The organism is Actinomycetes bacterium (genome assembly GCA_035506535.1).
Lineage (GTDB): Bacteria > Actinomycetota > Actinomycetes > DATJPE01 > DATJPE01 > DATJPE01.
This window is the reverse complement of the sequence record DATJPE010000063.1, coordinates 1-24,962: the sequence shown is the minus strand read 5'-3', so window position 1 is coordinate 24,962 and position 24,962 is coordinate 1. Positions and strand designations below refer to the sequence as shown.

The following is a 24,962-nucleotide window of genomic DNA, read 5'->3' as shown; positions in this document are numbered from 1 at the left end:
CTTTCGTCCCATTTCCGCTGGGCCAGACACGGGACAAATGGGACTTCTGCAGCGCCGGATTCTGCAGAAGTCCCATTTGTCCCCCGTACCGGCACGCCAGAACCGGACAAAAGGGACTTCTGCAGAAGGCGGGCGGTTGGCGCCGGAGCGGGCGGTGGGTCAGGTCGACCCGGGGGTGAGCTCGGACCAGCGCGGCGAGGTGGTCCGCGGTGGCAGGTACGCCCCGGGCAGGTGCAGCAGGCTCGGCGCCCGCAGACCGGCCGCCCACGCCAGGGCCGCGCGCAGGTCCGCCCCGCCGTCGTCGGCCACCGGCGTCACCTCGCGACCGGCGACGCCGTACGCCTGCGCCAGCGCGACCCAGTCCGGGCCGAGCAGGTCGACCCCGCGGCGGGGGTGCCCGCCGGCGTCCTGGTCGAAGCGCAGCATGCCGTAGCCGGCGTCGTCGACCACCAGCAGGCAGACCGGCAGCCGTTCCTGGACCAGCGTGGCGAGCTCCGGGAGGGCGTACGTCGCCCCGCCGTCGCCGCTGACCGCGAGCACCGGGCGCGCGGTCGCCGAGGCGGCGCCGAGCGCCGCCGGCAGGGCGTACCCGAGCGTGCCCCAGCCGATCGGATACTGCAGCCGCCGCGGGCGGGACATCGCCGCGTAGCCGCCGGTCCAGTAGCCGGCGACGGCCATGTCGCACACCACGTCCCCCGCCGCCGGCCAGGCGGCCTCGAGCGCCTCGAGGAACGCCGCCGCCTCCGCGGTGCGCGGGTCCGCGGCGACACCTCGGCGTACGGCGTCGCGGACCCGATACACCTCGTCTGCCCACGGCGCCCGCTCGGGGATCCGAAGCGCCAGCGCGGCGCACGTCAGCGCGGCGTCACCGACGACGACCACGTCCGCGGGCCACCCCTCGCGTGCGGTCCGCTCGTCGGCGTCGACGCGGACCAGGAGCGGCGGCCGCGGCATCGTCTGGTTCCGCGTGGTCATCGCGTCGAGGGCGCTGCCCACCACGAGCAGCAGGTCCGCCGCGCCGATGAGCGCCTCGACCTCGGGCTCGTGGGGTGGGGCGTCGATGAGCAGCGGGTGTCCCACGCCGAGCAGCCCCCGGGCGGCGTACGTCGTCACGACCGGGGCGCCCAGCCGCCAGGCGAGGTCGGTGACGGCTTCCCCGGCGTCGGCCGCGACGGCGCCCCCGCCCGCCCAGATCAGCACCCGGTCGGTGCGGCGCAGCAGCGCGACCGCCATCTCCACGGCCGTCAGGTCCGGTGGTCTCGGCTGCGGCATCCGGCGCAGCTTGGCCGCGGGCGCCTCCGCCCAGGCGACGTCAGCCGGGATCCCGAGGTACACCGGTCCGCGTGGGGCGCTCAGGGCCGCCGTCACGGCGTCCGCCGCCGCGGCGACGGCCTGCTCCGGCGTCCACGGCTGCAGCACGGCCTTGGCCAGTGGGGCGAAGAACGCCCCCTGGTCGGGGCTCTCGTGGAGCAACCCTCGTGGCCGGCCGGGACGGCGAAGCGAGGCCGGTACGTCGCTCGCGACGAGGACGACGGCTGAGCGGGACGCCGCCGCCTCGCCGAACGCCGCGAGCGTGTTGGCTGCCCCAGGTCCGGTCGTGGTGAGGGCGACGCCGAGGCCTCCCGTGGCGCGCGCCGCGCCGTCGGCGGCGTACACCGTCGTCTGCTCGTGGCGGACGCCGAGGATCCGCGGACGGTGCTCACCGAGAGCGTCCCAGAACGCCAGGTTGTGCACCCCCGGCAGCCCGTACACCGTCCGTACGCCCGCCCCGGCGAGGACGTCCAGGACCCGGCCGGCCGTGGTGGACCCACCGGCGGAACCGCTGCCGCTCATCCGCGGCCCCCGAGCCCGCGACGACGACCATTCCCGACGCCGTTCACCCGCCGTCCCTGCTTCCGCGGCGAACTGCCCTTCCCGACGCCGCGCCCGCCCGCGGCGCCGGGCAGGTTCCCGCGACAACCTCCGCTCCTGGCACCGCGACCCGTCATGCCCCCAGCCTGACCCATGCGGACCCCGAACGGGTCCGACCTACCCAGCCTGCGTTGCAATGAACGCGGCGTTATGCCACCAGGTGTGCAACGACGCCGCGTTCATCGCATCGAAGGGGGCGCTGCATCGAAGGGGGCGCTGCAACGGAGGGGGGCTGCGGGGGGGCCGGGTCTGAGGAGGGGGTCAGGCGGGGTCGAGGGCCGGGGTCAGCCCGAGCGACGGCTCGACACGGGCGGTGGCGAGCGCCCGGGCGGCGTCGCGGCCGGGCAGGAGGAGGGCGCCGAGGGCGCCGAGCAGGCAGACGCCGGCGGCCACGAAGCAGGCGACGTGCAGGCCGGTCATGAACGCCTCGCGCACCCCGTCGAGCAGGGCCACCCGCACCCCGGCGTCAGCCTGCGACACCGTCCGCAGCGCGACGGCGACGGACTCGCGGGAGGCGCGGGCGAGCGGTTCGGAGAGCTGGGCGAACGCGGTCGACCCCAGGCGGGAGGCGTACAGCGAGGTGAACACGCTGCCGATGACCGCGACCCCGAGCGTCCCGCCGGCCTCACGGGTGGCGTCGTTGACCGCCGACCCGACGCCGGCCTTCGCCGGCGGCAGCACGGAAAGGATCGACTCCGTGGCCGGCGCGGTGGTCAGCCCGAGGCCCAGCCCCATGAGGACCATCTGGCCCACGATCCGGTCGTAGGACATGAAGGCCGGCGAGACGCCGATCCACGCGAACGCCGTCCCGAAGGTCAGCAGCCCGCTCACGACGACCGCCCGCGTCCCGACCCGCTGGGCCAGGGCGACGCCGACGGTGGAGCCGACCGCGATCGTCACGGCCACCGGGAGGATGCGCACGCCGGTGGACAGGGCGCCCCAGCCGCGGATGAACTGCATGTATTGCGTGATCAGGAAGATGAACCCGAACAGGGCGAAGAACGCCACGGTCACGGCGCCGCTCGCGGCCGAGAACGCGGGGGTACGGAAGAGGCTGAGGTCGATCATCGGGTGCGCTCGACGGCGCTCGACGGCCACGAACGCCGCGACGAATGCCGCGGTCCCGACGTAGCCCAGGACCGACGCGAGACTGCCCCAGCCACGACCGGGCGCCTCGATGATCGTGTAGACGAGCAGGCCGATCGCCGCGGAGGACAGGAGCAGGCCGGGCAAGTCGATGCGCGCCTGCGCCGGGTCACTCGACTCCGGGACCAGCAGGTATGTCGCCACGAAGGCCACGAGCGCCACCGGGATGAGCGCGACGAACACCGAGGGCCAGCCGAAGTTCGAGAGCAGTAGCCCCCCGGCCACCGGGCCCACCGCCACGCCGAGACCGGTCACCGCGCCCCAGACCCCGATCGCCTTCGCCCGCTCGGAACGTTCGGGAAAGGTGTTGGTGAGGATCGACAGCGTGGTCGGGAAGATCAGCGCCGCGCAGGCGCCCATCGCGAACCGCGCCAGCACGAGTGCCTCCGGCGAGGTGACGGCCGCTCCGACCCCGCTGCACAGCGCGAACCCGGCCAGGCCGAGCAGCAGCGCGGGCCGGCGGCCGAACCGATCACCGAGCGCGCCGGCGGTCAGCACGAGGGCGGCGAAGGCGAGGTTGTAGCCGTCCACGATCCACTGCAGCTGCCGCGTGGTGGCGCCGAGCTCGCGGGCGAGATCGGGCAGCGCGACGTTGACGATCGTCGTGTCGAGGTTGATCGCGAAGACGGCGAGGCAGACGGTCGCCAGGACCGCGTAGCGCCGAGCGGTGGTCATCGTCGTCATGGATGCTCCTATGTTGACACTGACAACATTGACGAGCCTGGCAGAGGTTGTGGACACTGTCAACATGACGACGCGCACGTATCACCACGGTCAGCTGCGCGAGAGTCTCATCGACGCCGGAGTCGAGCTCGCCCGGGCGGGCGGCCCCGAGGCGGTCCAGCTCCGGGCGGTCAGCCGGGCGGCGGGCGTGTCGCACAACGCGGCCTACCGTCACTTCACCGACCTCGACGACCTCCTCGCCGCCGTGTGCACGCGCGCCATGCGTGAGCTCGCCCTGCTCATGGAGGACCGGATGGCCAGGGTCACCACCAGGGTTCGGGTCCGGCGAGCGTGGGATCGTCTGGACGCGATCGGCACGGCGTACGTCGAGTTCGCGCGTCGCGAGCCCGGCTGGTTCCGGACCGCCTTCTCGGTCGGAGCCGACCCCGAGGCGGTGGGCGAGGAGGGGGTCGGCCGCAGCGGGCTCTCGCCGTACGGCCTGCTGGGAGCCTGTCTCGACGACCTGGTCGCCGTCGGTGCTCTCGATGCCGATCGGCGCGACGGGGCGGAGTACGCCGCCTGGTCGATGGTGCACGGACTCTCCGCGCTGCTCGTGGAGGGTCCGTTGCGGATCCTCCCGGACGAGGAGGTCGCCCGAGCGCTGCGCGTCTCGCTGGGTGTCGTCCGCCGCGGCTTGTAGCCACCCGCGGAGGAGGGAGTCGCGGACCGCACCGCCTCGCCCCGAGGGGCAGTCGTCCGTACCGGCCCTGGACGGGCGTCGGTCCCGTGGGGGAGCCTGGACTCACGGGTGCCGGCGGCTTCGCGGCCGCTGTCCGTGCCCGACCACACCGCCGCTTCGGGCGGCGCGAACCGGGGAGGCCGAATGGCCGAATACACCGTCACCTTGCAGGACGACACCTACGACGTACGGGGGCTGGGTCGCCTCGTCGAGCACGACGAGCGGTCCCGCCGGTACGCCTTCGACATCACCGGTATCACCTTGGCGTCGGTCCACCATGCCCGCCACGTGCCAGTGCTCGACCAGGGGACCCTTGGCTCGTGCACGGGAAACGCAATGACCGGGTTGTTGGGGACCTCGCCGTTCTTCGAGACCCTTCCGAGCGGAACGCTCTCGGTCTCCGACGGCACCCTCGACGAGAAGGTCGCGGTCGAGCTGTACTCCGACGCCACCAAGCTGGACAGCTACCCCGGGACCTATCCGCCGACCGACACCGGGTCCTCCGGGATCGGCGTCGCGAAGGCGGCGGCGAAGCAAGGCTGGATCAGCGGCTACCAGCACACCTTCGACCTCGACTCGGCGCTGGCCGCGCTCGCCGTCCGGCCGGTCATCATCGGCATCAACTGGTACGAGGGCTTCGACTCACCCAGCGCCGAGGGCGAGCTCACGATCAGCGGCAAGGTCCGCGGCGGCCACGAGATCGTCCTCGATCAGCTCGACGTCGAGCAGAAGCGGGTCTGGCTGACCAACTCCTGGGGCACCTCCTTCGGGGTGCACGGGCGAGCGTTCCTGTCCTGGGACACCTTCTCCCGCCTGCTCACCGAGAAGGGGGACTGCACGGTCCCGGTCCCGGTCACCGCACCCGCGCCGACGCCGACACCGGCGCCGCAACCCGACCAGGCGGACACCGCGTTCTGGGGTGCGGCGAAGGACTGGGCCCGCGCCAAGGGTCTGCTCACCTGACGCCACGGCTGCTACGTACGCACGGGGTCCACCCGTCCTAGGCTCGGCGGGTGGACCCCGACAGCGCGCGCGCAGCGCTGGACGCGAAGGCGGGCGACCTGCTCGGCGAGCTCGAGGCGCTGAGCCGCCCCGAGGACTCCGCTGGCGGCATCTCCTTCGGCAAGCGGGTCGGGGACGGGACGTCGATCGCGGTGGAGCGGCTGGCCCAGGTCGCCGCGTACGAACGGCTCGAGGCGATGCTCCGGGAGGTGCGGCGGGCTCAGGCGAAGCTCGACCAGGGCACGTACGGGCGCTGCGACGTCTGCGGCGAGACGATCCCCGAGGGCCGTCTCGAGGCGCGGCCGTGGGCGACGACCTGCCTTCGGCACAGCTGACCTGGACCTGCCCGCGGCACGCGTGGACCTGAGTGCCGCCAGCGGGGGTGGTGACTACTCGGGGGCGGCGTACAGCAGCCGGTGGTCCTCGGCCTCACGGCGGGCCACGCCGCGCGAGCGCCGGGCGAAGGAGCGCCAGCCGCAGGTGCATCGCGCGACGGTGAAGGACCCCTCGTCGTTCACGCTCAGCACGTGCCCGCCGGCGGGGGTCATGCCGTCGTCGACGAGTCGCAGCGGCGTCGTGTCGGCCCTGGTGTCCGTCGCCCTCTCCTCCCGCCGGCCCGGCTCCGGCCGGGGAGCCCCAGGTTAGAGGCAGCGCTCAACCGGCGCGCGTCGAACCCGGGAATCCCCCCGCCTTGGCGACCAGGCTCGGGGTCGGCCGACCGAGGCGGGACCCGAGCCACTCGCTCGCCTCGATGAGCGCGTCCAGATCGCACCCCGTGTCGACCCCGGACCGCTCGAGGGCATAGACGAGGTCCTCGGTGGCGATGTTCCCGGTCGCCCGTGGCGCGAACGGGCATCCGCCGATCCCGCCGAGACTGGCGTCCAGGACGTGGATCCCGGCCTCGAAGGCGGCCAGCGCGTTGGCGTACCCGGTGTTTCGCGTGTTGTGGAAGTGGGCTCGCAACCGTACGTCGCCGACGGCGGCGCGGACCGCCCCGACCCGCTCGACCACGTCCGCCGGTACGCCGACGCCGATGGTGTCCGCCAGGGCGAGCTCGACGACGCCCGTGGCGGCGAGACGCCCGGCGAGTTCGACGACCCGCCCGACGGGGACCTCGCCCTCGAAGGGGCAGCCGAAGCTGGTCGACAGCGTGGCCGAGGCGGCCAGGCCGGCCCCGGCTGCCAGGGGCGCCACCACCTCGACCGTCCGGATCGCGTCCTCGGTGCTCATCCCCTGGTTGCGACGGCTGAACGTGTCGGTGGCCGCCACCACCAGGTTCACCTCGTCCACCGACGTCGCGGCCGCCCGGCGGAACCCGCGCTCGTTGAGCACCAGCCCGATCGCCGAGATCGCCGCGCGACGCTCGAGGGCGTCCACGCCCTCGACGACCCGCTCGGCGTCGGCCATCTGGGGGACGCGTTGCGGGTTCACGAAGCTGGCGACCTCGATGCGGGTCAGGCCGGCCACGGCGCAGCGCCGGACCAGCTCGACCTTGTCGGCCGTCGAGAGCTCGACGGCCTCGTTCTGCAGCCCGTCGCGAGGCGACACCTCGACGAGCACGGCGTGGGTCACACCCCCACGCTACGCACTCAGCCGAAGCGGCCCGTGATGTAGTCCTCGGTGGCCTTCTCGGTCGGTGTGCTGAACATCTTCGTGGTGTCGTCCATCTCGATCAGCTTGCCCGGCTGACCGGTGCCCGCGATGTTGAAGAAGCCCGTGCGGTCGGAGACGCGGGCTGCCTGCTGCATGTTGTGCGTGACGATGACGATCGTGTAGCGCTCCTTGAGCTCCTGCATCAGGTCCTCGATCGCCAGCGTGGAGATCGGGTCGAGAGCTGAGCAGGGCTCGTCCATGAGCAGGACCTGCGGCTCGACCGCGATCGCCCTCGCGATGCACAGCCGCTGCTGCTGACCGCCGGACAGGCCGCTGCCCGGCCGGTCCAACCGGTCCTTGACCTCCTCCCAGAGGTTCGCGCCACGCAGGCTCTTCTCGACCACCTCGTCGAGTCCGGACCTCTTCATCCGCCCGCGCAGCTTGAGCCCGGCGACGACGTTGTCGTAGATGGACATGGTCGGGAAGGGGTTGGGCTTCTGGAAGACCATCCCGATCGTGCGGCGGACGTTGACCGGGTCCACGCCCGGGCCGTAGATGTCCTCGCCGTCGATGGCGACCTTGCCCTCGGTGCGTGCTCCGGGAAGCACCTCGTGCATCCGGTTGAGCGAGCGCAGCACGGTGGACTTGCCGCAGCCGGACGGCCCGATGAAGGCGGTGATCGTCCGCGGCTCGACCGAGAACGTCACGCCCTCCACGGCGCGGAACTTGCCGTAGTAGACGTTGAGGTCGGCGACGTCGATGCGCTTGGCCATGGTCGGTGGGAATCCTTCGGCTCAGCGGACTCTGGTCAGCCGCGCGATGACGCGGGCGACGAGGTTGAGGAGCATGACGATGACGATCAGCACCAGTGCCGCGCCCCAGGCGCGGTCGACGGCGGACTGGCTGGGCCGTCCCGCCTGGTCGAAGATGAGTGTCGGAAGCGCTGCCATCGGTCCCGAGAACAGGTTGAAGTTGATCGACTGGGTGTAGCCCGTGAGCAGCAGGAGTGGTGCCGTCTCACCTGCCACGCGGGCCACACCCAACATGATGCCCGTGATGATGCCCGGCAGGGCGGTCGGTATGACGACTCGCAGGATCGTCCGCCACTTGGGCACCCCGAGCGCGAGGCTGGACTCGCGCAGCTCGTTGGGGACGAGCTTCAGCATCTCCTCGGTGCTGCGGACCACCACCGGGATCATGAGGATCGCCAGTGCCAGGCAGGCCGGGAACCCCGAGCGCTGGAAGCCCAGGGTCAGGATCCAGACCACGTAGATGAACAGGCCGGCCACGATCGAGGGGATGCCGGTCATGACGTCGACGAAGAAGGTGACGAGCCTGGCGAGCAGCCCCCGCCCGCCGTACTCGACCAGGTAGACCGCGACGAGGACCGCGATCGGGATGGAGATCAGGCTGGTGACGAACGCGATTTCCAGCGTGCCGATGATCGCGTGGTAGACCCCGCCACCGGTATCGGTGGGCCCGATGTTGCGCTGGGAGTGCGTGAGGAAGGTCAGGTTGACGACCTTGAGGCCGTGCACGAGGACGGTCACGATGACCGCGACCAGCGGGATGATCGCGAGGACGAAGCAGGTGTAGACGACGTTGGTCGCCAGGCGGTCGACGGCGTGGCGCCGTCCCTCGACGAGGAAGCTGGCGGCCGTCTGCCCGAGAAGGAACACGATCCCGACAGCGACCAGGAAGTCGGCGCGGCCCTGCAGGGGGGTGAGCGCGAACACCGCGAGGGTGAGGACGACCGAGCCGGCGGCGGTCGCGGGCACGGCCCAGCGCGGCAGTCTCTGGCCGGACAGGCGCAGGTCGGAGTCGGGGTGCCCGGTGGGGCTCTGCGTGTCGGTGGCCATCAGTTCGCCCCCGAGAACTCACGGCGCCGGGAGATGATCCAGCGCGCGGCCATGTTGACGAGAAGGGTGATGACGAAGAGCACCATCCCGGAGGCGATCAGGGCGTCCACACCGAGCTTCTGTGCGAACCCGTACTGCAGGGCGATGTTCGCGGCGAAGGTGTTCCCGCCCGGCTGCAGGATGTGGATCGAGATCTCGTAGTTGGTCGAGAGCACCAGGGCGACGGCGACGGTCTCGCCCAGAGCGCGTCCGAGACCGAGCATCGAGGCGCTGACCACGCCGGACCGGCCGAAGGGGAGCACGGCCATCCGCATGGTCTCCCACCGCGTCGCCCCGAGGGCCAATGCCGCCTCCAGGTGGTCGCGGGGCACCTGGAGGAACACCTCGCGGCTCACCGCCGAGATGATCGGGATGATCATCACTGCGAGCACCACCCCGACGTTGAACATCGTCTGGCGGAAGGTCGATCCCCCGGGGACCGCGAAGAGCGGGATCCAGGACAGGTACGTGGACAGCCACTGGCTCAGGCCCAACATGTGTGGGACCAGGAACGTCAGACCCCACAGGCCGTAGATGACGCTCGGCACGGCCGCAAGCAGGTCGACCACGTAGCCGAGCGTGGCGGCCATCTGGCGTGGGGCGTAGTGCGCGATGAACAGCGCGATGCCCACCGACACCGGAAGGGCGATCGCGAGGGCCAGCACGCTGGAGAGCAAGGTCCCCCACGCGAGTGCCGCGATCCCGAAGACCGGCGGGGTGGAGTCAGGGAACCAGACCTTGGTGGTCCAGAAGTTGGCCGTGTCGGCCTGGATCGCGGGCACCGTTCGGGAGAACAGGAAGACCGCGATCCCCACGATGATGAGGAGCAGGAAGACGCTCGCGGCGGCGGACATCCCCGAGAAGATCCGGTCGCCGAGCCGACGGCTCTTGCCGCCGAGCGGCTCGGGGCTGGGCTCGATCGGGGCGCCGCCGAAGACGGCGCCCGACAGCAGCTCCTCGACGCCGTCGGGGTTGCTCATGAGGGCTCCTCGGGGATGCGCCCCGCCGCCGGGGCGGCAGGGCGCATCCATCCTCGTGCATGAGGTGGGACGGGTCAGGAGATCTTCGCGACCGCGGCCTGGACCTTGGCCTGGATCTCGGGGGGCAGCGGCGCGTAGCCCAAGGCGGTGAGCTTGCCCTGGCCGGCGTCGCTCGAGGTGTAGGTCAGGAAGCCCTTGACCAGCGCGGCCTGGTCCGACGAGAGGCCCTGGAGGCAGGTGATCTCGTAGGTCACCAGGACGATCGGGTAGGCACCCGGCGTCTTGGTCGCGTAGTCCAGGGACAGCGACAGGTCGTCGCCGGTGCCCACGACCGTCGCGGCCGCGACCGCCTTGGACACCGCCTCCGGGGTGAGCTCGACCGCGCCGGCCCCGTTGTCGATCTTGGCGATCGACAGGTTGTTGAGGGTCGCGAAGCTCTGCTCGACATAGGCGATGGTGTTCGGCGTGGACTTCACGACGGCCGAGACCCCGTCGGAGCCCTTGGCTCCCTGGCCGCCCGGCGCCGCCCAGACCTTGTCGTGGTTGTAGGTCCAGTCACTGCCGCCGGCGGCGGTCAGGTACTTGGTGAAGTTGTCGGTCGTGCCCGAGGAGTCCGACCGGTGCACCGTGACGATGGTGGCGTTCGGCAGGCTCACCCCGCTGTTGATGGCGGCGATCGCCGGGTCGTTCCACTTGGTGATCTTGCCGCTGAAGATCTGGGACAGCACGGACGGGTTCATGGTCAGACTCGTGACGCCCGAGAGGTTGTAGACCACGGCGATCGGTCCCGGGACCATCGGCAGGTCGACCGCGCTGTTGTTCGTGCAGCGCTTGTTGGCCGCGTCGACCTCGCCCTTGGCCGGGTTGAGCGGTGAGTCCGAGCCGGCGAAGGAGGTCTGGCCGTTGGTGAAGTCGGTGATGCCCTGGCCGGAGCCGACCGGGTTGTAGTTGATGGTCGCGCCCGAGCACTGCGTCTGGTAGTCCTTGATCCACTGGGACATGGCGTTGGCCTGGGCCGTGGAACCCGAGGCGTTGAGCGTGCCCTTGGCGCACGTCGCACCGGATGCGCCGGCGCTGCTGCCGGAGGAGGAGCCTCCGTTGGAGTTGCTGCCGCAAGCCGCCAGCGCGAGCACGCTGGCCAGTGCCACGGCGGCCAGACTGGTGGTCCGCTTGAACGTCACTGGGTGGTCCTTCCAGGAGGACGAGTTCGGTCGATTGGTGGTGCCCGCGGGGACGCTAGAGATCGCAGGTGACCGGGTCGGTGGCAGCAGGTGAACGGGAGGTGAACCGCTGGCGGACGGCTGGCGATCAGCGCACCTCGCTTCGGTGACCGGTAGGTGACGCAACGCCGCCGCCAGGAGCTCAGTCGGGACCGAGGTCCTCCGGCCCGTGCCGCTCCACGGACACGACCGTGCCGGCCACGTGGTGGACGACGATGGCGCCACCGGGGGGCAGCGGGAGCGCCGCCTGAGTCTCGCGCCGGCCGACCGCACGCCGCAGCAGGCTGGGAAGCACCGGCCGGTGCGTGCAGAGCACGGTACGTCCGCCGGTCCGCAGCACCTGGTCGAGCCGGGACACCGCACGCCGTGGCCGCCGCGCGAAGCCCTCCTCGGAGAACAGCTGGTCCTCCTCGATGTCGAGCCCGTGCGCGGCGGCGTACGGACGGACCGTGTCGAGGCAGCGCACGCTGTCCGAGGAGATGACCCACGAGGGGCCGTACGCGTCCAGCCAGGGGACAAGGGCGACCGCCTCCTGGTGGCCGCGGTCGTCGAGGGGCCGCCTCTCGTCGCGGTGGTGCCACGCCGCTCGCTTGACGGCGCGGGCGTGACGCAGGACGACGAGGACGTCGACGTCGCGGATCGGCGATGCGTCGTCCTCCGGCGGGAGGGCCGTGGCGATCTCGACGAAGGCGTCGACCACGTCGGCGTCGTGCGGGTAGCTCAGCCTGCTCCGGGCCTCGACCGGCGCCACCCAGGCCACCCGGTCGATCTCGCCGTCGTCCATGGGCTCGTGCCCACCGAGGCTGCGTGCCGACCAGTAGCGGACGGTCTTGGCGCGTCCCTCGACCGGGTAGGCCTGAGTGGGCAGCGGGGGTCCCAGGTGCACGCGGTGCCCGGTCTCCTCCAGCGTCTCCCGCACGGCGCCCGCGGCCCAGGTCTCGCCAGGGGCGAGCTTGCCCTTGGGCAGACCCCAGTCGTCGCGGCGGACGCGATGAACCAGCGCGATCTCAACCGGCGGTGGGTCGACCCCCGCCGCCGCCGGCCGCCACAGGACCGTCCCCGCCGCCTGGATGTCCGCAGCACCGAGGTCCTCGTCGGGAGGGGGCTCGCTCACGGCTGGAGCCAGGCCCGGTGATGGCGTCGCGCGACCTCGGGCCACACCCGCCGGAACTCCGCGCGGGTGTCTTCGATGCTTCGGCGCTCGGCGGCGTGCAGCAGGCCGAGGGTGAATCCGACCTGCCCGCCCACCCGACGTCCCGAGGCCAGCGCGCGGACGGTCGTGGCCGCGACCGCGGCGTCCTGGTGCTCACCGAGCAGCTCGGTCACTCGCTCCAGCTGCTCGGCGAAGCGTCGGGCGGGCTTGCCGAAGACGGGCGCGAGAGCCTCGGCGGCGTAGCGCGCCTGCTTGGCCGAGATCCGTGCCTCGTGCCAGTGGTGGTCGTCGTCGGCCTCGGCGAGGATCGCGACCCGGCGGCTGAGACGTCGCCACGCGCGCCCGAGGAGTGGCGGCAGCGCGGTGCGTGCGGGTTCCTGCGCGGCCTCGGTCAGGCGTGGGACGTTCGCGGCGTCCACCAGCCGGTCGAGCAGATCCAGGTACCGGGGGGAGCGCATGACCTCGAGGACGCCCGCTCGTGCCGCGGCCGCCTCGTCGGCCAGGGTGCGGTCGACGAGGCCGGCGGCCGGCGCGGTGTCGAGCCCCGGCAGGCTCTCCGCCACCTCCGCAAGGTGGCGAAGCAGGCGTTCCCTGAGCACCTCCCTATCCCGTACGCCGCCGAGGACGCCGGCCACCCAGGCGAGCTGCTCGCGCAGGGCGACGGCCCAGCCCTCCTCCACGAGCGGCGCGAACGTCTTGAGGCCGCTGCGGATCCGACGTGCGGCCACGCGCATCTGGTGCACCGAGTCGGGCTCGTCGAGGCGTACCCGTCGGTCCTGGGCGAGAAGCGCGACGACGTTGCGCGCGAGGTGGGCGCGCACGACCTCGCCCGCCGGGTCGTCGAGCCCGGGCGGCTCCGGCTCGGCCACGTCCGGCGGCGCGGTCGCCAGCGGGCCGAGGGCTCGTCCCACCTTGGAGACGTACCCGCCGGGTACGGCGCCGGCGACCCCCAGCACCTCACCGACCGCGTCCAGCAGTTCCACCTCGCCCGTCCCGAGCTCCACCTCGATCTCGCGGAATCGGGCAGCCACGTGCTCGCCGTCGAGCACCGACACGGAGTCGTCGGTCAGCTCGGCCAGGACCGCTCCCTCGGAGTCCAGCAGGTCGTGGACGACCCGTGTCGTGCGCAGGGCCGCCACCTCCTCCAGCGCGGCGCCGCGGGTCAGGGCGCGCACCACGTCGGTCAGCTCCTCGGGAGGCAGGGCGCCGGCGCTGAGCGGGCACCACAGCTCCTCCCGGGTCTCCAGCCCCTCGGTCGGCAGCTTGAGGTGCCAGCCCTCGTCAGGCCCGCCCTCACGACGGCGCAGGCTCACCCGGGAGCGGGCGAGGCGAAGGTCCGCGGTGTCGTAGTAGACGGCCAGCAGGTCGAGCGTCCCGCCCTCACGCACGTCCGCGACTCCAGGCAGCGGTGCAGCGCCCTCGCTCGCCGCCAGGGACGGGAGGCGGAACAGGCCATGGACCCTGAACTTGCGTTCCGTCTCGGTGTGACGCGGTGTGCTCACGGCGCGGTGATGTCCGACCGTCGCTGGGTCAGTCCGACGAAGTACTCCTGGAGGTCGAGCAGGGGCCGCCCTTCGGCGTCGCTGGCGAAGCGGGTCCAGACGTCGTCGGGCCCGAGGTGCCAGGAGGAGATGCCGTCGTCGAAGCCGAGCTCGAGCAACCGCGTGAGATAGCGCACGTGGGAGGGGTCGGTGATCTGGACCAGCGCCTCGACTCGGCGGTCCAGGTTGCGGTGCATGATGTCCGCGCTGCCGATCCAGACCTCTGGTTCGCCGCCGCCGGCGAACCAGTACACCCTCGAGTGCTCGAGGAAGCGGCCGAGGACGCTGCGCACCCGGACGTTCTCGGACAGGCCGGGGATCCCGGCGCGCAGCGCGCAGATCCCGCGCACCCAGATGTCGACGGGCACGCCCGCGTTCGAGGCGCCGTAGAGGGCGTCGATGACCCGTTCGTCGACGATCGAGTTGAGCTTGAAGCGGATGCCGGCCGGCCGGCCGGCCAGGTGGTTGTCCACCTCACGCTCGATACGCTCGATGATCCCGCTCCGCACGGAGTGGGGTGCGACGAGCAGCCGCGCGTACTCGGTGTTGCGGGAGTAGCCGGACAGCACGTTGAACAGGTCGGAGACGTCCTCGCCGACGACCGGGTCGCAGGTGAGCAGCCCGAGGTCCTCGTACAGGCGCGCCGTGCGGGGGTGGTAGTTGCCCGTTCCGACGTGGGTGTACCGCCGCAGGACGTCACCCTCCTGACGGACCACGAGAGAGAGCTTGCAGTGCGTCTTCAGGCCGACGAGACCGTAGACGACGTGGCATCCGGCCTGTTCGAGCTTGCGGGCCCGTTTGATGTTCGCCTGCTCGTCGAAGCGGGCCTTGATCTCGACCAGGACCAGCACCTGCTTGCCCGACTCCGCCGCCTCGATGAGCGCATCGACGATCGGGGAGTCGCCGCTGGTGCGATAGAGCGTCTGTTTGATGGCGAGCACGTCCGGGTCGTCGGCCGCCTGCTCCAGGAACGCCTGGACGCTGGTGGAGAAGGAGTCGTAGGGGTGGTGCAGCAGGATGTCGCGGGCCCGGATGGCCGCGAGGACGTCGACGTCGTCGGCGGTCTCGACGTCGGAGAGCTCGGGGTGACGCCGCGGCAGGAAGGCGGGGTAGTCCAGGTCCGGGCGCGGCAGGTCGGCGAGGGCGTGCAGCCCGGTCAGGTCCAGCGGACCGGGGATCGCGACGACCTCGGCCGACTCGACGCCGAGCTCGCGTACCAGCAGCTCGAGGACGTGGGGGTCGATGGTCTCCTCGACCTCGAGGCGTACGGGCGGGCCGAAGCGGCGGCGCATCAGCTCCTTCTCCAGAGCCTGCAGCAGGTTCTCCGCGTCGTCCTCCTCGACCTCGAGGTCCTCGTTGCGGGTCACGCGGAACCCGTGACTCTGCAGCACCTCCATGCCCGGGAAGAGCTCGTCGAGGTAGGCGGCGATGACGTCCTCGAGCGGGACGAAGCGCGAGTCGCGCACGTGTGCGAACCGACCCAGGGTCTGTGGCACCTTCACCCTGGCGAAGTGCTCCTTGCCGGTCGTGGGGTTGCGGACGACCACCGCCAGGTTGAGCGACAGCCCGCTGATGTACGGGAACGGATGCGCGGGGTCCACCGCGAGCGGGGTGAGCACGGGGAAGATGCGGTCCCGGAAGACCTGGCCGAGCTGCGTGCGGTCGCTGTCGTCCAGCTGGTCCCAGCGCAGCAGCTCGATGTCCTCCTTCGCGAGCGCGGGGAGGATCTCGTCGTGGAAGAGCAGGGCGTGGCGTCGCATGAGAGCGCGAGTACGGTCCCAGATGCCCTCGAGCACCTGCCGCGGCATCTCACCGCTCGAGGAGCGCACCGCGATCCCGGTGGCGATCCTGCGCTTGAGCCCGGCGACCCGGACCATGAAGAACTCGTCCAGGTTGCTGGCGAAGATGGCGAGGAAGCGAGTGCGCGCGAGCAGCGGGAGCGTCGGGTCCTCGGCCAGTTCCAGGACCCGCTGGTTGAACGCCAGCCAGGACAGCTCCCGGTCGGCGAAGCGTTCCTCCGGCAGCGCCGGGTGGCGCGACTCGTCCGAGGCGGCAGGGTCGGTGTCGTCGCTGACCGACGTGACCTCGCTCATGGCGAGAATGCTCTCACCGAAAGCCTCGGCGCAGATGCCGAGGGGAGATCTTCGGGCGTCGGCTCAGGCCGGTGAGCTGCGTCGGTAGAGCACGCAGGTGTCTCCCGGCAGGTAGCCGCGCCGCAGGAAGGACCGCAGGGCGACCACGTCGTCGCGGTCGACGTAGACCGAGGGCTCGGGGGCGGGCAGCCGGGCCAGGCGCACCGTGGAGGTCGAGGCGAGCAGCTGGAGGTGACGCCACGGCCGGAAGCCGAGGCGTCTCGCGGTCGCCCGGGCCGCCTCCAGGTCCCCGTGCGCCGACACGAGCAGCCGACCGTCGCGCGCCCCGGCGCCGAGGTGCCCGAGCAGGACGCGCGCCACCCCTGCGCGACGCATCGTCGGGTCGACGACCAGCTCGGCGCGCACGCCGGTGACCGGGTCGCTGCCGTCGAGGTGGGCGTAGCCGGCCAGGCAGGGGCCGTCCGGTCCCGGCCGATGGACGAGCAGGTGGCGGACCCCGCTCGCACCGGGCGCCGCGAGGGATCGCGTGACGGCGTCGGACAGCGGGCGTACCCCGTCGACCTCGGTGGCGCGCTCGACGAGGACGGTGACGAGCCGCAGCTCCTCGGGGTCCAGCCGGGCGACGTTCTCGACGCGGGCCGGCCGGTCGGACAGGCGCGCCAGGCCCGCATGCAACGACTGGGGGGTGGGCACGCTCGGCACCTTAGCGAGGCGTGACGCCCGGTTCGTGCGCCGTCCGGGGGACCTCGCGCCCGGCGTGCTCAGCGCAGCGGGAGGCTGCCTTCCACCGTGGAGCCCAGCTGGGCCGGGACGCTCGTGGCCTCGCTGTCTCTCGGGGGCACGACGAAGCGGTACCCGACGTTGCGCACGGTGCCGATCACTGCCTCGTGCTCCGACCCGAGCTTCGCGCGCAGCCGCCGTACATGGACGTCGACCGTGCGCGTGCCGCCGAAGTAGTCGTAGCCCCAGACCTCCTGCAGCAGCTGTGCGCGCGTGAACACCCGGCCGGGGTGCTGGGCCAGGAACTTCAGGAGCTCGAACTCCTTGAACGTCAGGTCGAGGACCCTCGCGCCCACCCGCGCCGTGTACGTCGCCTCGTCGATGCTCACAGCCCCGGAGCGGATCTCCGCCGGCACGTCGGCCCCCGGCGCCTCGGCGGCCAACCGGCCCTGGGCCAGGCGCAACCGAGCCTCGACCTCGGCCGGCCCGGCGGTGTCGAGCAGGACGTCGTCGATGCCCCACTCGGCGGTGACGGCGGCCAGGCCGCCCTCGGTGACCACGAGGAACAGGGGACAGTCGACGCCGGTGGTCCGGATCAGCCGGCACAGGCTGCGGACGTGGGGCAGGTCGCGACGGCCGTCGACGAGGACGGCGTCGACCGGCGGGGCGTCGATGAGGGCGGACGCCTCCGAGGGCGCGACCTTTACCTGGTGCAGCAGCAGGCCCAGGGCCGGCAGCACCTCCGCCGAAGGCTGGAGCGCGTTGGTGAGGAGGAGCAGCCTCGCCACGACGTATCCCCATTCCCCGTCGCCGGTCCGGACGCGCGGTCGCGCGGGGGCCGAAAACACGAAAGGACCCGAGGGCGACGGCGCCCGGGTCCCGCTGGAGGCAGGATAGCCCACGTGGTCCTCGGCCGGCTGGCGCCCTCCCCCGATCGGCCGCCGGAGCCGACGGCGACCATGTCCCTGGTCACCGACGACGGCGTACGGATCTCCGCTGCGTACTGGCGCCCGTCTCGTCCGGACGGACCGGGTTGCGACAGCGCCACGGCCTTCGTCATCGGTCACGGGTTCACCGGCTCCTGGGAGTCGAGGGGGCTTCGGAGGGCGGCCGGCTGGTTCGCCGAGCACGGTGGCGTCGTCGCCGTCTCCTTCCGGGGTCACCGCCACAGCGGCGGACGCTCGACGCTGGGCGGCCAGGAGGTGCTCGACCTCGAGGCTGGTGTCCGCTGGGCGCGGACCCTCGGCTACGCGAGGGTCGTGAGCGTCGGCTTCTCGATGGGTGGCTCGGTCGTGGTGCGGCACGCGGGGCTGATCGGAGGGGTCGACGCCGTGGTGTCGGTGAGCGCCCCGGCGCGCTGGTACTACCGCGGGACGCCGCGGATGCGCGTGGTGCACTGGGCGATCTCGGAGCCCACCGGCCGGCTGGTCGTCCGGCTGCTCCGGCGTACCCGGGTCGTACCCGGCTGGGAGGTCGACCCGGTGGAGCCGCGAGCCGCGGCCGCCTCCATCGCGCCGACCCGCCTGCTCGTGGTCCACGGCGACCTCGACCCGTACTTCCCCCTGGACCACGCGCACCAGCTGGCCTCGGGGGCCGGTGACTCCGCGGACCTGTGGGTGGAGCGGGACTACGGGCATGCCGAGCGCGTGCTGCCCGAGGAGCTGGCGCACCGCATCGCGTTGTGGGGTCTGGACGCGGCCAGGAGCGACTGAGGTGGGGCACGTGCTGGTCCGCTACTGGGCCGCGGCCCGCGCCGCGGCGGGCGTGGACGAGGAGCGGGTCGAGGCGCCGGACGTCGCCTCTCTGCTGGCCGAGATCCGTGGCGCGCACGGCCCGCAGCTGGCCGCCGTGCTCTCGCGATCGAGCCTGCTGATCGACGGCTCTGCCCTCGGAGCGCGCGACCCGTCATCCGTCGTCCTCACCGACTCCTCGGTCGTGGAGGTCCTCCCACCCTTCGCGGGCGGGTGCGCGTGAGCGCCCCCGCCCCCACCGTCCGGGCGCCGCGGGCGAGGGCCGGCGTCGGGGAGGCCGTCGGGGCTGCCTCGCTCGGCCTGGCCCTCGTCCTCGGCGCGGTGCTCGGCGCGGCCGCCCTCGGCGTCGCAGTCGTCCTCGTCCAGGTGGCCACCCTGAGCGGGTGGCATCAGCTGCTCCGGGTGCCGGGGGCCTTCGGGGGCTCGCTCGTCGCGCTCGCCGCCGGCGCCGCAGGGGTTCTCACCCTGCTCGTCGACACGCACGGCACGGAGGACGTCGGCCGCCTCGCGGTCGTGCTGGCTCTCGGCGTGGTCGCAGCCTTCGGGCACCAGGTCCTGCGACGCGACGGCCGGCCCGCCTTGGTGGGCAGCCTCTCGGCCACGACGTCCCTGCTCGTCATGGTGGTGCTGACCGCGCTGTGGGTGGCGGTCCGCAGGGAGACCGGGGGCGCCGACCTCGTGCTGGTCGGGTGCGGGGCGGCCGTGGTGGCGACGACGGCCACCGTCGTCGTGCCGCGAGGGGGGTGGCCGGTCTCGGTGGTGGCGGGCTCCATGGCGGGTCTGCTGATCGGCGCCCTCTCGACGCTGACCCTTGGCCCTGCCGGCCTGACGCTCCTCGCCGCCGGGGCCGCCGGCCCGGCCGTCGTGGCCGCGTCCCTGCGTCACGCGGCCGGACCGTCCGCTCGCACCGCGCCGGCGACCCTCTCCGCGCTCCCGTGCGCGATGGCGGCCCTTCCCGTCTGGGTGCTGGCCCGGATCCTGCTCGGCTGACCAGGCCCGCTGGCGGGAATCGGCGGCCGTGGTCGATGCTTGTGGCTGTCATGACGGTGGGACTGGTGGTGCTCGCGATCGCGCTCGTCTCGGCGACGGCGTACGGTCTCTGGCACCGGCGCGCGGCGGGGCGGATGCGGGCGTCGAGCGGCGAACAGGCGGTGCTGCTCGGCGAGTCCGACCTGGGCGGACCCCTGGGGGAGCGTGCCACGCTGGTGCAGTTCTCCAGCGCCTTCTGCGCGCCGTGCCGCGCCACCCGGCGGGTCCTCGACCAGGTGGCCTCCCAGGTCGACGGCGTGCGGCACGTGGACATCGACGCCGAGAGCCACCTCGACCTGGTCCGCCGCCTCGATGTCCGGCGCACCCCGACGGTGCTCGTCCTCGACTCCCGGGGAGCGGTCGTCCGGCGTGCTGTCGGGCAGCCGCGACCGCCGGACGTGGTTGCCGCCCTGGGCGTCGCAATCGGCTGAGCCTCGTGGGGAGGGTTTGACGCTGAGATTCTCGTCTCAGCATCCGGACGATTCGGTGACTGTGTCCAGGCGGCTGCGTACCCTCGCAGTCATGGCCTGGCAGCTTCGGCTCACCCGGCGGCGCGCAGTCGATCTGTGCCGCGTCGCCAGCTGCCAGTGTCGGCTGCCCTGACGGCAGCGCCCGCGACCTCGTCGCCCCGCGCCGCCTGACCGTCCGGTCTCTTCCCGCCCGACGTCAGGAGCATCCTCATGAGCCAGTCCCTCGATCGCGAGACACAGACGAAGGCGGCGACGGTCGACCCCCGCGGTCCCCGGTTCGCCGCGGCCGTCACGGCGGCCGTGCTCGCGGCCGTCCTGATCCTCTCGGGCAGCCCGCTCGGGTTCGTCCTCCTGCTCGGCCAGACTGCGGTGTTCGCCCTCGGCGCCCTGCGCGGCCCGCAGCGTACGCCGTACGCGGCAGCCTTCCGCCGCTTCGTGCGGCCGCGCCTCGGCCCTCCCGTCGAGCTCGAGGACGTCCGCCCGCTGCGCTTCGCGCAGTCGGTCGGGCTGTTCTTCGGGCTCCTCGGGCTCCTGGGGTTCCTCCTCGCCCCTGTCGTCGGTCTCGTGGCGGTCGGGGCTGCCTTCGTGGCGGCGTTCCTCAACGCGGCGTTCGGCTACTGCCTGGGCTGCGAGATGTACCTGATCCTTCGCCGGATCCAGCCGGCATCCACCTCCAACTAGAGCCCGTTCACCCACAGCACCCTTCCGGAAGGAACCCCACATGAGCCGCAGCGACGCTCTCGTCGACGCCGACTGGGTCGAAGCCCATGTCGACGACCCTAAGGTCGTCCTCGTCGAGGTCGACGAGGACACCACCGCCTACGACAAGAACCACATCCGCAACGCCGTCAAGATCGACTGGAAGGCCGACCTCCAGGACCCGGTCCGCCGCGACTTCGTCGACAAGGCGCAGTTCGAGGCGCTCCTGTCCGCCAAGGGCATCGCGAACGACGACACCGTGATCCTCTACGGCGGCAACAACAACTGGTTCGCGGCCTACGCGTACTGGTACTTCACGCTGTACGGCCACGAGGACGTACGTCTGCTCGACGGTGGCCGCAAGAAGTGGGAGCTGGACTCCCGTGAGCTCGTCACCGAGGTGCCCTCGCGTCCCGCCACGACCTACACCGCCAAGCCCCAGGACACCAGCATCCGCGCGTTCCGGGACGACGTGGCGCGCGTGATCGGTACGCAGAACCTCGTCGACGTCCGCTCGCCGGACGAGTACGCCGGCCGGCTGCTCGCCCCCGCCCACCTGCCGCAGGAGCAGTCTCAGCGACCTGGCCACATCCCGACCGCCCGCAACATCCCGTGGAGCCAGGCCGCTAATGATGACGGGACCTTCAAGTCCGACGAGGACCTGCGGGCGCTCTACGAGGGCAAGGGCGTCGACCTGTCCCTCGACACCGTCGCCTACTGCCGCATCGGCGAGCGCTCGGCCCACACGTGGTTCGCGCTGCACGAGCTCCTCGGCGTGCCCAACGTGAAGAACTACGACGGGTCGTGGACGGAATGGGGCTCGCTCGTCGGGGTTCCCGTCCAGCTGGGTGACGAGCCGGGCTCGCCCGAGGGCGGCGCGGCCTGATGTGCAGCGCCACCGCGGGCGGGCTGTCCGTCGAGGGGATCGACGTCACCAAGGAGGCGGTCATCCAGGGCGTCGTCACGCGCGAGGGACAGCCTGTCGCTGGGGCCTATGTCCGGCTGCTGGACTCGGGGGGTGAGTTCACCGCCGAGGTGCCGACGTCGGCGACGGGAGCCTTCCGCTTCTTCGCGGGGGAGGGGACCTGGACACTGCGCACGCTCGCGCCCGGTGTCAGCGTCGACCGCTCAGTGGTCGCACGCACCGGCAGCGTCGCCGAGGTCGCTGTCGAGCTCAGCTCCTGACGCGCCCCGTCGGGCGTCTCCGTCGCGGTGTCTGCGTCGGTCGCTGGTGTCGCGTCAGACGTTTCGGGCGCCTCGGCGCCCGAAACGTCTGACAACCTGGCGCGAGCCGAGGATTGCCCTCGCCGGGGTGAGCGACCGCCAACCGCCGGCCCGCGTGCCTCGCTGGACCGGGTGCGGTCAGTAGACGAGCGCCTGCGCCCCGTCGGCGAGGGCCTCGGCGACGAAGGTGGCGGCACCCGCGACCCGCACGCCCTCGATGACGTCCGGCTCGCCGATGCCCCGGCGCGACGCGCACTGCGTGCACAGGGTCAGCCGGCCGCCGGCGAGCACGGCGTCGCGCAGCTGGGCCAGCGGCGCGGACTGCGGCAGCTCGAACTCTTCGGCGCGCCCTGGCAGGGCGTACCAGGACGACTCTCCGGTCAGCCAGACCGACACCTCGGCACCGGCGGCGACGGCGGTCGCTGCGACCGTGAACGCCTGAGCAAGGCGCTCCGGCGCCTCCGCCCCCGAGGTGAGCTTCACGACCAGGGAACGCATCATGCGCCGAGACTAGAGTGAACATGAGGGTGTCGCCGTCGCCCGCCGTCCGAGGAGTCCTGGCCGTGGAGCTCACCACCGACCTTCCTGCGGCGCTCGTGCCACTCGCCTGGATGCTGGGATCGTGGGCCGGTGCCGGGGTCGGCGGGCACCCGGAGCCGTACGAGTACCGCTTCGGGCAGGAGATCGAGGTCAGCCACGACGGTCGGTCGTTCCTCGCCTGGACCAGCCGGGTGTGGCTGCTGGACGACGACGGCGGGCGGGTACGTCCGCTCGCCCGGGAGGCCGGCTTCTGGCGACCGCAGGCCGATGGTCGCCTCGAGGTCGTGCTGGCGCATGCCGAGGGCTACGCCGAGGTCTGGCTGGGACGCGTCGACGGCCCGCGCGTCGAGCTGACCACTGACGTCGTGGCGCGCACGGAGAGCGCCCTGGAGTACGTGGCCGGACACCGCCTCTACGGGCTGGTGGAGGGCGACCTCGCCTGGGCCTACGACGTGGCCGCGCGCGGCGAGGTCATGCAGGCGAGCATGTCGGCCCGGCTGAAGCGGGTCGCGTGAACCCGCCCGCGCACGACAGCCAGCCGCCCGACGCCCCTCAGGGCCTGCTCGGCGAGCTCCACGACCGCGGCCTGCGGATGACGCCGCAACGTCGGCTCGTCGTCGACGCGGTGGCCTCCCTCGGCCACGCGACTCCCGAGGAGGTCCTCACCAAGGTCCGCGAGGTCTCTCCCGGGGTCAACCTGTCGACCGTCTATCGCAACCTCGAGCTGTTGGGGGAGCTCGGCCTGCTCCGCCACAGCCACCTCGGCCACGGACCCACCACGTGGCACGTCCCGTCCCACTCGGGGCACATCCACCTGCTGTGCCGGGCCTGCGGACGTGTCACGGAGGCCGACGTCGCACTCGCGGACGACCTCGTGGGAAGGCTGCGTGAGCGGACCGGGTTCCTATCGGACATGGAGCACTTCGCGGTCCAGGGCACCTGCGCCGACTGCGCCGCGTCCGCGGAGCAACGGTGACCGCGGTCGCAGTCGAGGCTGGGCCGGACGCGGGCCAGCCCTGGCACTTCGGTGACCCGCTGCGCGAGCAGCGCTCGTACGCCTCGGGCCTCGGTGTCGTGGACCTGTCGCACCGCGGTGTCATCCGCCTCGACGGTCCGGATCGCCTGTCCTGGCTGCACTCGCTGACGACGCAACAACTCGAGGGGCTGCGCCCGTACGTCTCGACCGAGAGCCTCGTGCTCAGCCCCCACGGCCACGTCGAGCACGACCTGCACCTCGTCGACGACGGCTCGACGACATGGATCACCGTGGAGCCGGGCACCTCCGCCGCGCTGGTCGAATGGCTCGACTCGATGCGGTTCCTGCTGCGTGTCGAGGTCCACGACGTCACCGCGGACCTCGCTGTGGTCGGGCAGCCGATCGGCGAGCCCTCGGGGCCAGGGGAGCCGATCGCCTGGGTGGACCCGTGGCCGCGAGTCGCCCCGGGCGCGGTGGCCTACGGTCCGTTCGATCCGCACCCGGGCGATGGATGGCGACACCGCGAGGTCCTCGTCCCCCGCGGTGATCTGGCAGCCTGGCTGGCCCAGGCGCCCGGCGTCGGCGTGTGGGCGTTCGAGGCGCTGCGGGCCGCGGCCGCCCGGCCCCGTCTGGGGTTCGAGACCGACCATCGCACGATCCCCCACGAGGTGGACTGGCTGCGGACCGCGGTCCATCTCGAGAAGGGCTGTTACCGCGGGCAGGAGACCGTCGCCCGGGTGCACAACCTCGGCCGCCCGCCGCGGCGGATCGTGCTGTTGCACCTGGACGGCACCGAGGTACGCCTGCCCGTCTCGGGCGACCCGGTCACGCTGGAGGGGCGCGAGGTCGGCAGGATCACGACCGCGGCGCGCCACCACGAGCTCGGTCCGATCGCCCTGGCGGTCGTAAAGCGCCAGGTCCCCGTAGAGCGGGACCTCGACGTCGACGGCGTGCCCGCGGCGCAGCAGGTGCTCGTCGGCCCTTGATGCGGGTCAGCGGCCGAACAGGCCCTTCTTCTTCTTCGCCGGCGGGGGGGTGGGAGCCGGGCGAGTGGGCGGCGGCACCCGAGGAGGCTCCGGCTCGTCCTTGGTCATGAGACCGCTGAGCTCGCGAAGCAGCGCTGCGGTGTCGGCCCCGCTGGAGTCCCATCGCGGCCGCGATTCCGGCGGCTCCTCTGCGGGCTTCTCCTCCTCGGACGGTGCGCGTTCCTCCACGGCGACTGGAGTCGTCGCCGCCTCACGGTTGTGCTCGGAGAGCGCCAGGCTCGCGGCGTGGTCGTAGCCTCGATCCTGATCGCGCGCCCAACGGCCGCCGGCCTCGTCCTGTTCTGCGGTCTCGCTCCTGGAAGCCTCGGCCAGGGCAGCGACCCGGGCCTCCTCCGCCAAGCGGGCGGCTTCGGCCAGCCGCGCCTCCTCGGTGATCCGTGCCAGCCGCTCCTCTTCGAGGCGGGCCTCTTCGGCGAGGCGGGCCTCTTCGGCGAGGCGGGCTTCTTCGGCGAGGCGGGCTTCTTCGGCGAGGCGGGCTTCTTCGGCGAGGCGGGCTTCTTCGGCGAGGCGGGCTTCTTCGGCGGCGCGGGCTTCTTCGGCGAGGCGGGCTTCTTCGGCGAGGCGGGCT

General features: G+C 72.4%; 28 protein-coding genes. 13 read left to right on the top strand and 15 right to left on the bottom strand.

The annotated features are described in order from the left end of the window. Window positions 1-159: 159 nt before the first annotated feature. Both VMI11_08700 and VMI11_08695 read right to left on the bottom strand, forming a co-directional pair. On the bottom strand, window positions 160-1,833 hold the full coding sequence (locus tag VMI11_08700; protein HTY72489.1) for a thiamine pyrophosphate-binding protein: 1,674 nt from the start codon (window positions 1,831-1,833) through the stop codon (window positions 160-162). Between the two features lie 339 nt (window positions 1,834-2,172). Beyond that, entirely contained in the window at window positions 2,173-3,741 is a 1,569-nt protein-coding gene (locus tag VMI11_08695; GenBank protein ID HTY72488.1) for an MFS transporter, read from the bottom strand. Between the two features lie 64 nt (window positions 3,742-3,805). Between VMI11_08695 and VMI11_08690 the strand changes: the two genes are divergently transcribed. The 3 genes from VMI11_08690 to VMI11_08680 all read left to right on the top strand — a co-directional run bounded on the left by VMI11_08690 (window position 3,806) and on the right by VMI11_08680 (window position 5,796). After that, window positions 3,806-4,420 (top strand): TetR/AcrR family transcriptional regulator, encoded by a 615-nt coding sequence (locus tag VMI11_08690; protein ID HTY72487.1) that lies wholly within the window; start codon window positions 3,806-3,808, stop codon window positions 4,418-4,420. A gap of 183 nt (window positions 4,421-4,603) precedes the next feature. Then, the gene (locus VMI11_08685) at window positions 4,604-5,422 is read left to right on the top strand and encodes a hypothetical protein (protein HTY72486.1); all 819 of its coding nucleotides are present in this window, start codon (window positions 4,604-4,606) and stop codon (window positions 5,420-5,422) included. Between the two features lie 50 nt (window positions 5,423-5,472). Further along, window positions 5,473-5,796 (top strand): TraR/DksA C4-type zinc finger protein, encoded by a 324-nt coding sequence (locus VMI11_08680; GenBank protein HTY72485.1) that lies wholly within the window; start codon window positions 5,473-5,475, stop codon window positions 5,794-5,796. A 54-nt stretch (window positions 5,797-5,850) separates the two neighbouring features. Here VMI11_08680 and VMI11_08675 read toward each other — a convergent pair whose 3' ends face one another. The 11 genes from VMI11_08675 to VMI11_08625 form a co-directional block, all read right to left on the bottom strand. After that, on the bottom strand, window positions 5,851-6,009 hold the full coding sequence (locus VMI11_08675; protein HTY72484.1) for a hypothetical protein: 159 nt from the start codon (window positions 6,007-6,009) through the stop codon (window positions 5,851-5,853). Window positions 6,010-6,115: 106 nt separating this feature from the next. Then, window positions 6,116-7,033, bottom strand: a complete 918-nt coding sequence (locus VMI11_08670) for a hydroxymethylglutaryl-CoA lyase (GenBank protein ID HTY72483.1) — start codon at window positions 7,031-7,033, stop codon at window positions 6,116-6,118. A 17-nt stretch (window positions 7,034-7,050) separates the two neighbouring features. Then, the gene (gene pstB / locus VMI11_08665; protein ID HTY72482.1) at window positions 7,051-7,827 is read right to left on the bottom strand and encodes a phosphate ABC transporter ATP-binding protein PstB; all 777 of its coding nucleotides are present in this window, start codon (window positions 7,825-7,827) and stop codon (window positions 7,051-7,053) included. A 21-nt stretch (window positions 7,828-7,848) separates the two neighbouring features. After that, complete coding sequence (gene pstA, locus VMI11_08660) at window positions 7,849-8,913, bottom strand: phosphate ABC transporter permease PstA (protein HTY72481.1); 1,065 nt, start codon at window positions 8,911-8,913, stop codon at window positions 7,849-7,851. Beyond that, window positions 8,913-9,932 carry a phosphate ABC transporter permease subunit PstC gene (gene pstC / locus VMI11_08655; GenBank protein ID HTY72480.1) on the bottom strand — a complete coding sequence of 340 codons (1,020 nt, stop codon included), beginning with the start codon at window positions 9,930-9,932 and terminating at the stop codon, window positions 8,913-8,915. Before pstC ends, pstA begins: the two co-directional genes overlap by 1 nt. 74 nt (window positions 9,933-10,006) lie before the next feature. Then, window positions 10,007-11,113, bottom strand: a complete 1,107-nt coding sequence (pstS, locus tag VMI11_08650) for a phosphate ABC transporter substrate-binding protein PstS (GenBank protein ID HTY72479.1) — start codon at window positions 11,111-11,113, stop codon at window positions 10,007-10,009. A 181-nt stretch (window positions 11,114-11,294) separates the two neighbouring features. Further along, window positions 11,295-12,266: an NUDIX domain-containing protein gene (locus tag VMI11_08645; GenBank protein ID HTY72478.1), complete on the bottom strand. Its 972-nt coding sequence runs from the start codon at window positions 12,264-12,266 to the stop codon at window positions 11,295-11,297. After that, window positions 12,263-13,807 (bottom strand): CYTH and CHAD domain-containing protein, encoded by a 1,545-nt coding sequence (locus VMI11_08640; protein ID HTY72477.1) that lies wholly within the window; start codon window positions 13,805-13,807, stop codon window positions 12,263-12,265. The genes VMI11_08645 and VMI11_08640 overlap by 4 nt, the downstream gene beginning before the upstream one ends. Further along, complete coding sequence (locus tag VMI11_08635) at window positions 13,804-15,939, bottom strand: RNA degradosome polyphosphate kinase (protein ID HTY72476.1); 2,136 nt, start codon at window positions 15,937-15,939, stop codon at window positions 13,804-13,806. The genes VMI11_08640 and VMI11_08635 overlap by 4 nt, the downstream gene beginning before the upstream one ends. A gap of 63 nt (window positions 15,940-16,002) precedes the next feature. Beyond that, on the bottom strand, window positions 16,003-16,632 hold the full coding sequence (locus VMI11_08630) for a hypothetical protein (GenBank protein ID HTY72475.1): 630 nt from the start codon (window positions 16,630-16,632) through the stop codon (window positions 16,003-16,005). Between the two features lie 68 nt (window positions 16,633-16,700). Continuing rightward, window positions 16,701-17,447: a response regulator transcription factor gene (locus VMI11_08625; GenBank protein ID HTY72474.1), complete on the bottom strand. Its 747-nt coding sequence runs from the start codon at window positions 17,445-17,447 to the stop codon at window positions 16,701-16,703. A 114-nt stretch (window positions 17,448-17,561) separates the two neighbouring features. Here VMI11_08625 and VMI11_08620 point away from each other — a divergent pair, with 114 nt between their 5' ends. From VMI11_08620 to VMI11_08590, 7 genes are all read left to right on the top strand, one after another. Further along, window positions 17,562-18,371, top strand: coding sequence for an alpha/beta hydrolase (locus VMI11_08620; GenBank protein HTY72473.1), 810 nt, complete (start codon window positions 17,562-17,564; stop codon window positions 18,369-18,371). A 1-nt stretch (window position 18,372) separates the two neighbouring features. Beyond that, the gene (locus tag VMI11_08615; protein ID HTY72472.1) at window positions 18,373-18,633 is read left to right on the top strand and encodes a MoaD/ThiS family protein; all 261 of its coding nucleotides are present in this window, start codon (window positions 18,373-18,375) and stop codon (window positions 18,631-18,633) included. Next, window positions 18,630-19,400 carry a hypothetical protein gene (locus tag VMI11_08610; GenBank protein ID HTY72471.1) on the top strand — a complete coding sequence of 257 codons (771 nt, stop codon included), beginning with the start codon at window positions 18,630-18,632 and terminating at the stop codon, window positions 19,398-19,400. Before VMI11_08615 ends, VMI11_08610 begins: the two co-directional genes overlap by 4 nt. A gap of 50 nt (window positions 19,401-19,450) precedes the next feature. Beyond that, window positions 19,451-19,870 (top strand): thioredoxin family protein, encoded by a 420-nt coding sequence (locus tag VMI11_08605; GenBank protein HTY72470.1) that lies wholly within the window; start codon window positions 19,451-19,453, stop codon window positions 19,868-19,870. Between the two features lie 249 nt (window positions 19,871-20,119). Continuing rightward, window positions 20,120-20,590 carry a DUF4395 domain-containing protein gene (locus tag VMI11_08600; protein ID HTY72469.1) on the top strand — a complete coding sequence of 157 codons (471 nt, stop codon included), beginning with the start codon at window positions 20,120-20,122 and terminating at the stop codon, window positions 20,588-20,590. A gap of 40 nt (window positions 20,591-20,630) precedes the next feature. Next, window positions 20,631-21,494 carry a sulfurtransferase gene (locus VMI11_08595; protein ID HTY72468.1) on the top strand — a complete coding sequence of 288 codons (864 nt, stop codon included), beginning with the start codon at window positions 20,631-20,633 and terminating at the stop codon, window positions 21,492-21,494. Continuing rightward, window positions 21,494-21,793 (top strand): DUF1416 domain-containing protein, encoded by a 300-nt coding sequence (locus VMI11_08590; GenBank protein HTY72467.1) that lies wholly within the window; start codon window positions 21,494-21,496, stop codon window positions 21,791-21,793. The genes VMI11_08595 and VMI11_08590 overlap by 1 nt, the downstream gene beginning before the upstream one ends. A 177-nt stretch (window positions 21,794-21,970) precedes the next feature. Here the strand turns inward: VMI11_08590 and VMI11_08585 are convergent, their stop codons facing one another. After that, entirely contained in the window at window positions 21,971-22,333 is a 363-nt protein-coding gene (locus VMI11_08585; GenBank protein HTY72466.1) for a DsrE family protein, read from the bottom strand. A 62-nt stretch (window positions 22,334-22,395) separates the two neighbouring features. Here VMI11_08585 and VMI11_08580 point away from each other — a divergent pair, with 62 nt between their 5' ends. Genes VMI11_08580 through VMI11_08570 form a run of 3 tightly spaced genes read left to right on the top strand, consistent with a single transcriptional unit; the run spans window position 22,396 to window position 24,334 of the window. Continuing rightward, complete coding sequence (locus VMI11_08580; protein HTY72465.1) at window positions 22,396-22,887, top strand: FABP family protein; 492 nt, start codon at window positions 22,396-22,398, stop codon at window positions 22,885-22,887. Beyond that, a complete protein-coding gene (locus tag VMI11_08575) occupies window positions 22,884-23,348 on the top strand; it encodes a Fur family transcriptional regulator (GenBank protein ID HTY72464.1) in 465 nt (154 codons plus the stop codon). Before VMI11_08580 ends, VMI11_08575 begins: the two co-directional genes overlap by 4 nt. After that, entirely contained in the window at window positions 23,345-24,334 is a 990-nt protein-coding gene (locus tag VMI11_08570) for a folate-binding protein (protein HTY72463.1), read from the top strand. The genes VMI11_08575 and VMI11_08570 overlap by 4 nt, the downstream gene beginning before the upstream one ends. 6 nt (window positions 24,335-24,340) lie before the next feature. Here VMI11_08570 and VMI11_08565 read toward each other — a convergent pair. After that, on the bottom strand, window positions 24,341-24,962 hold a 622-nt coding region (locus VMI11_08565), incomplete at its 5' end, for a hypothetical protein (protein ID HTY72462.1).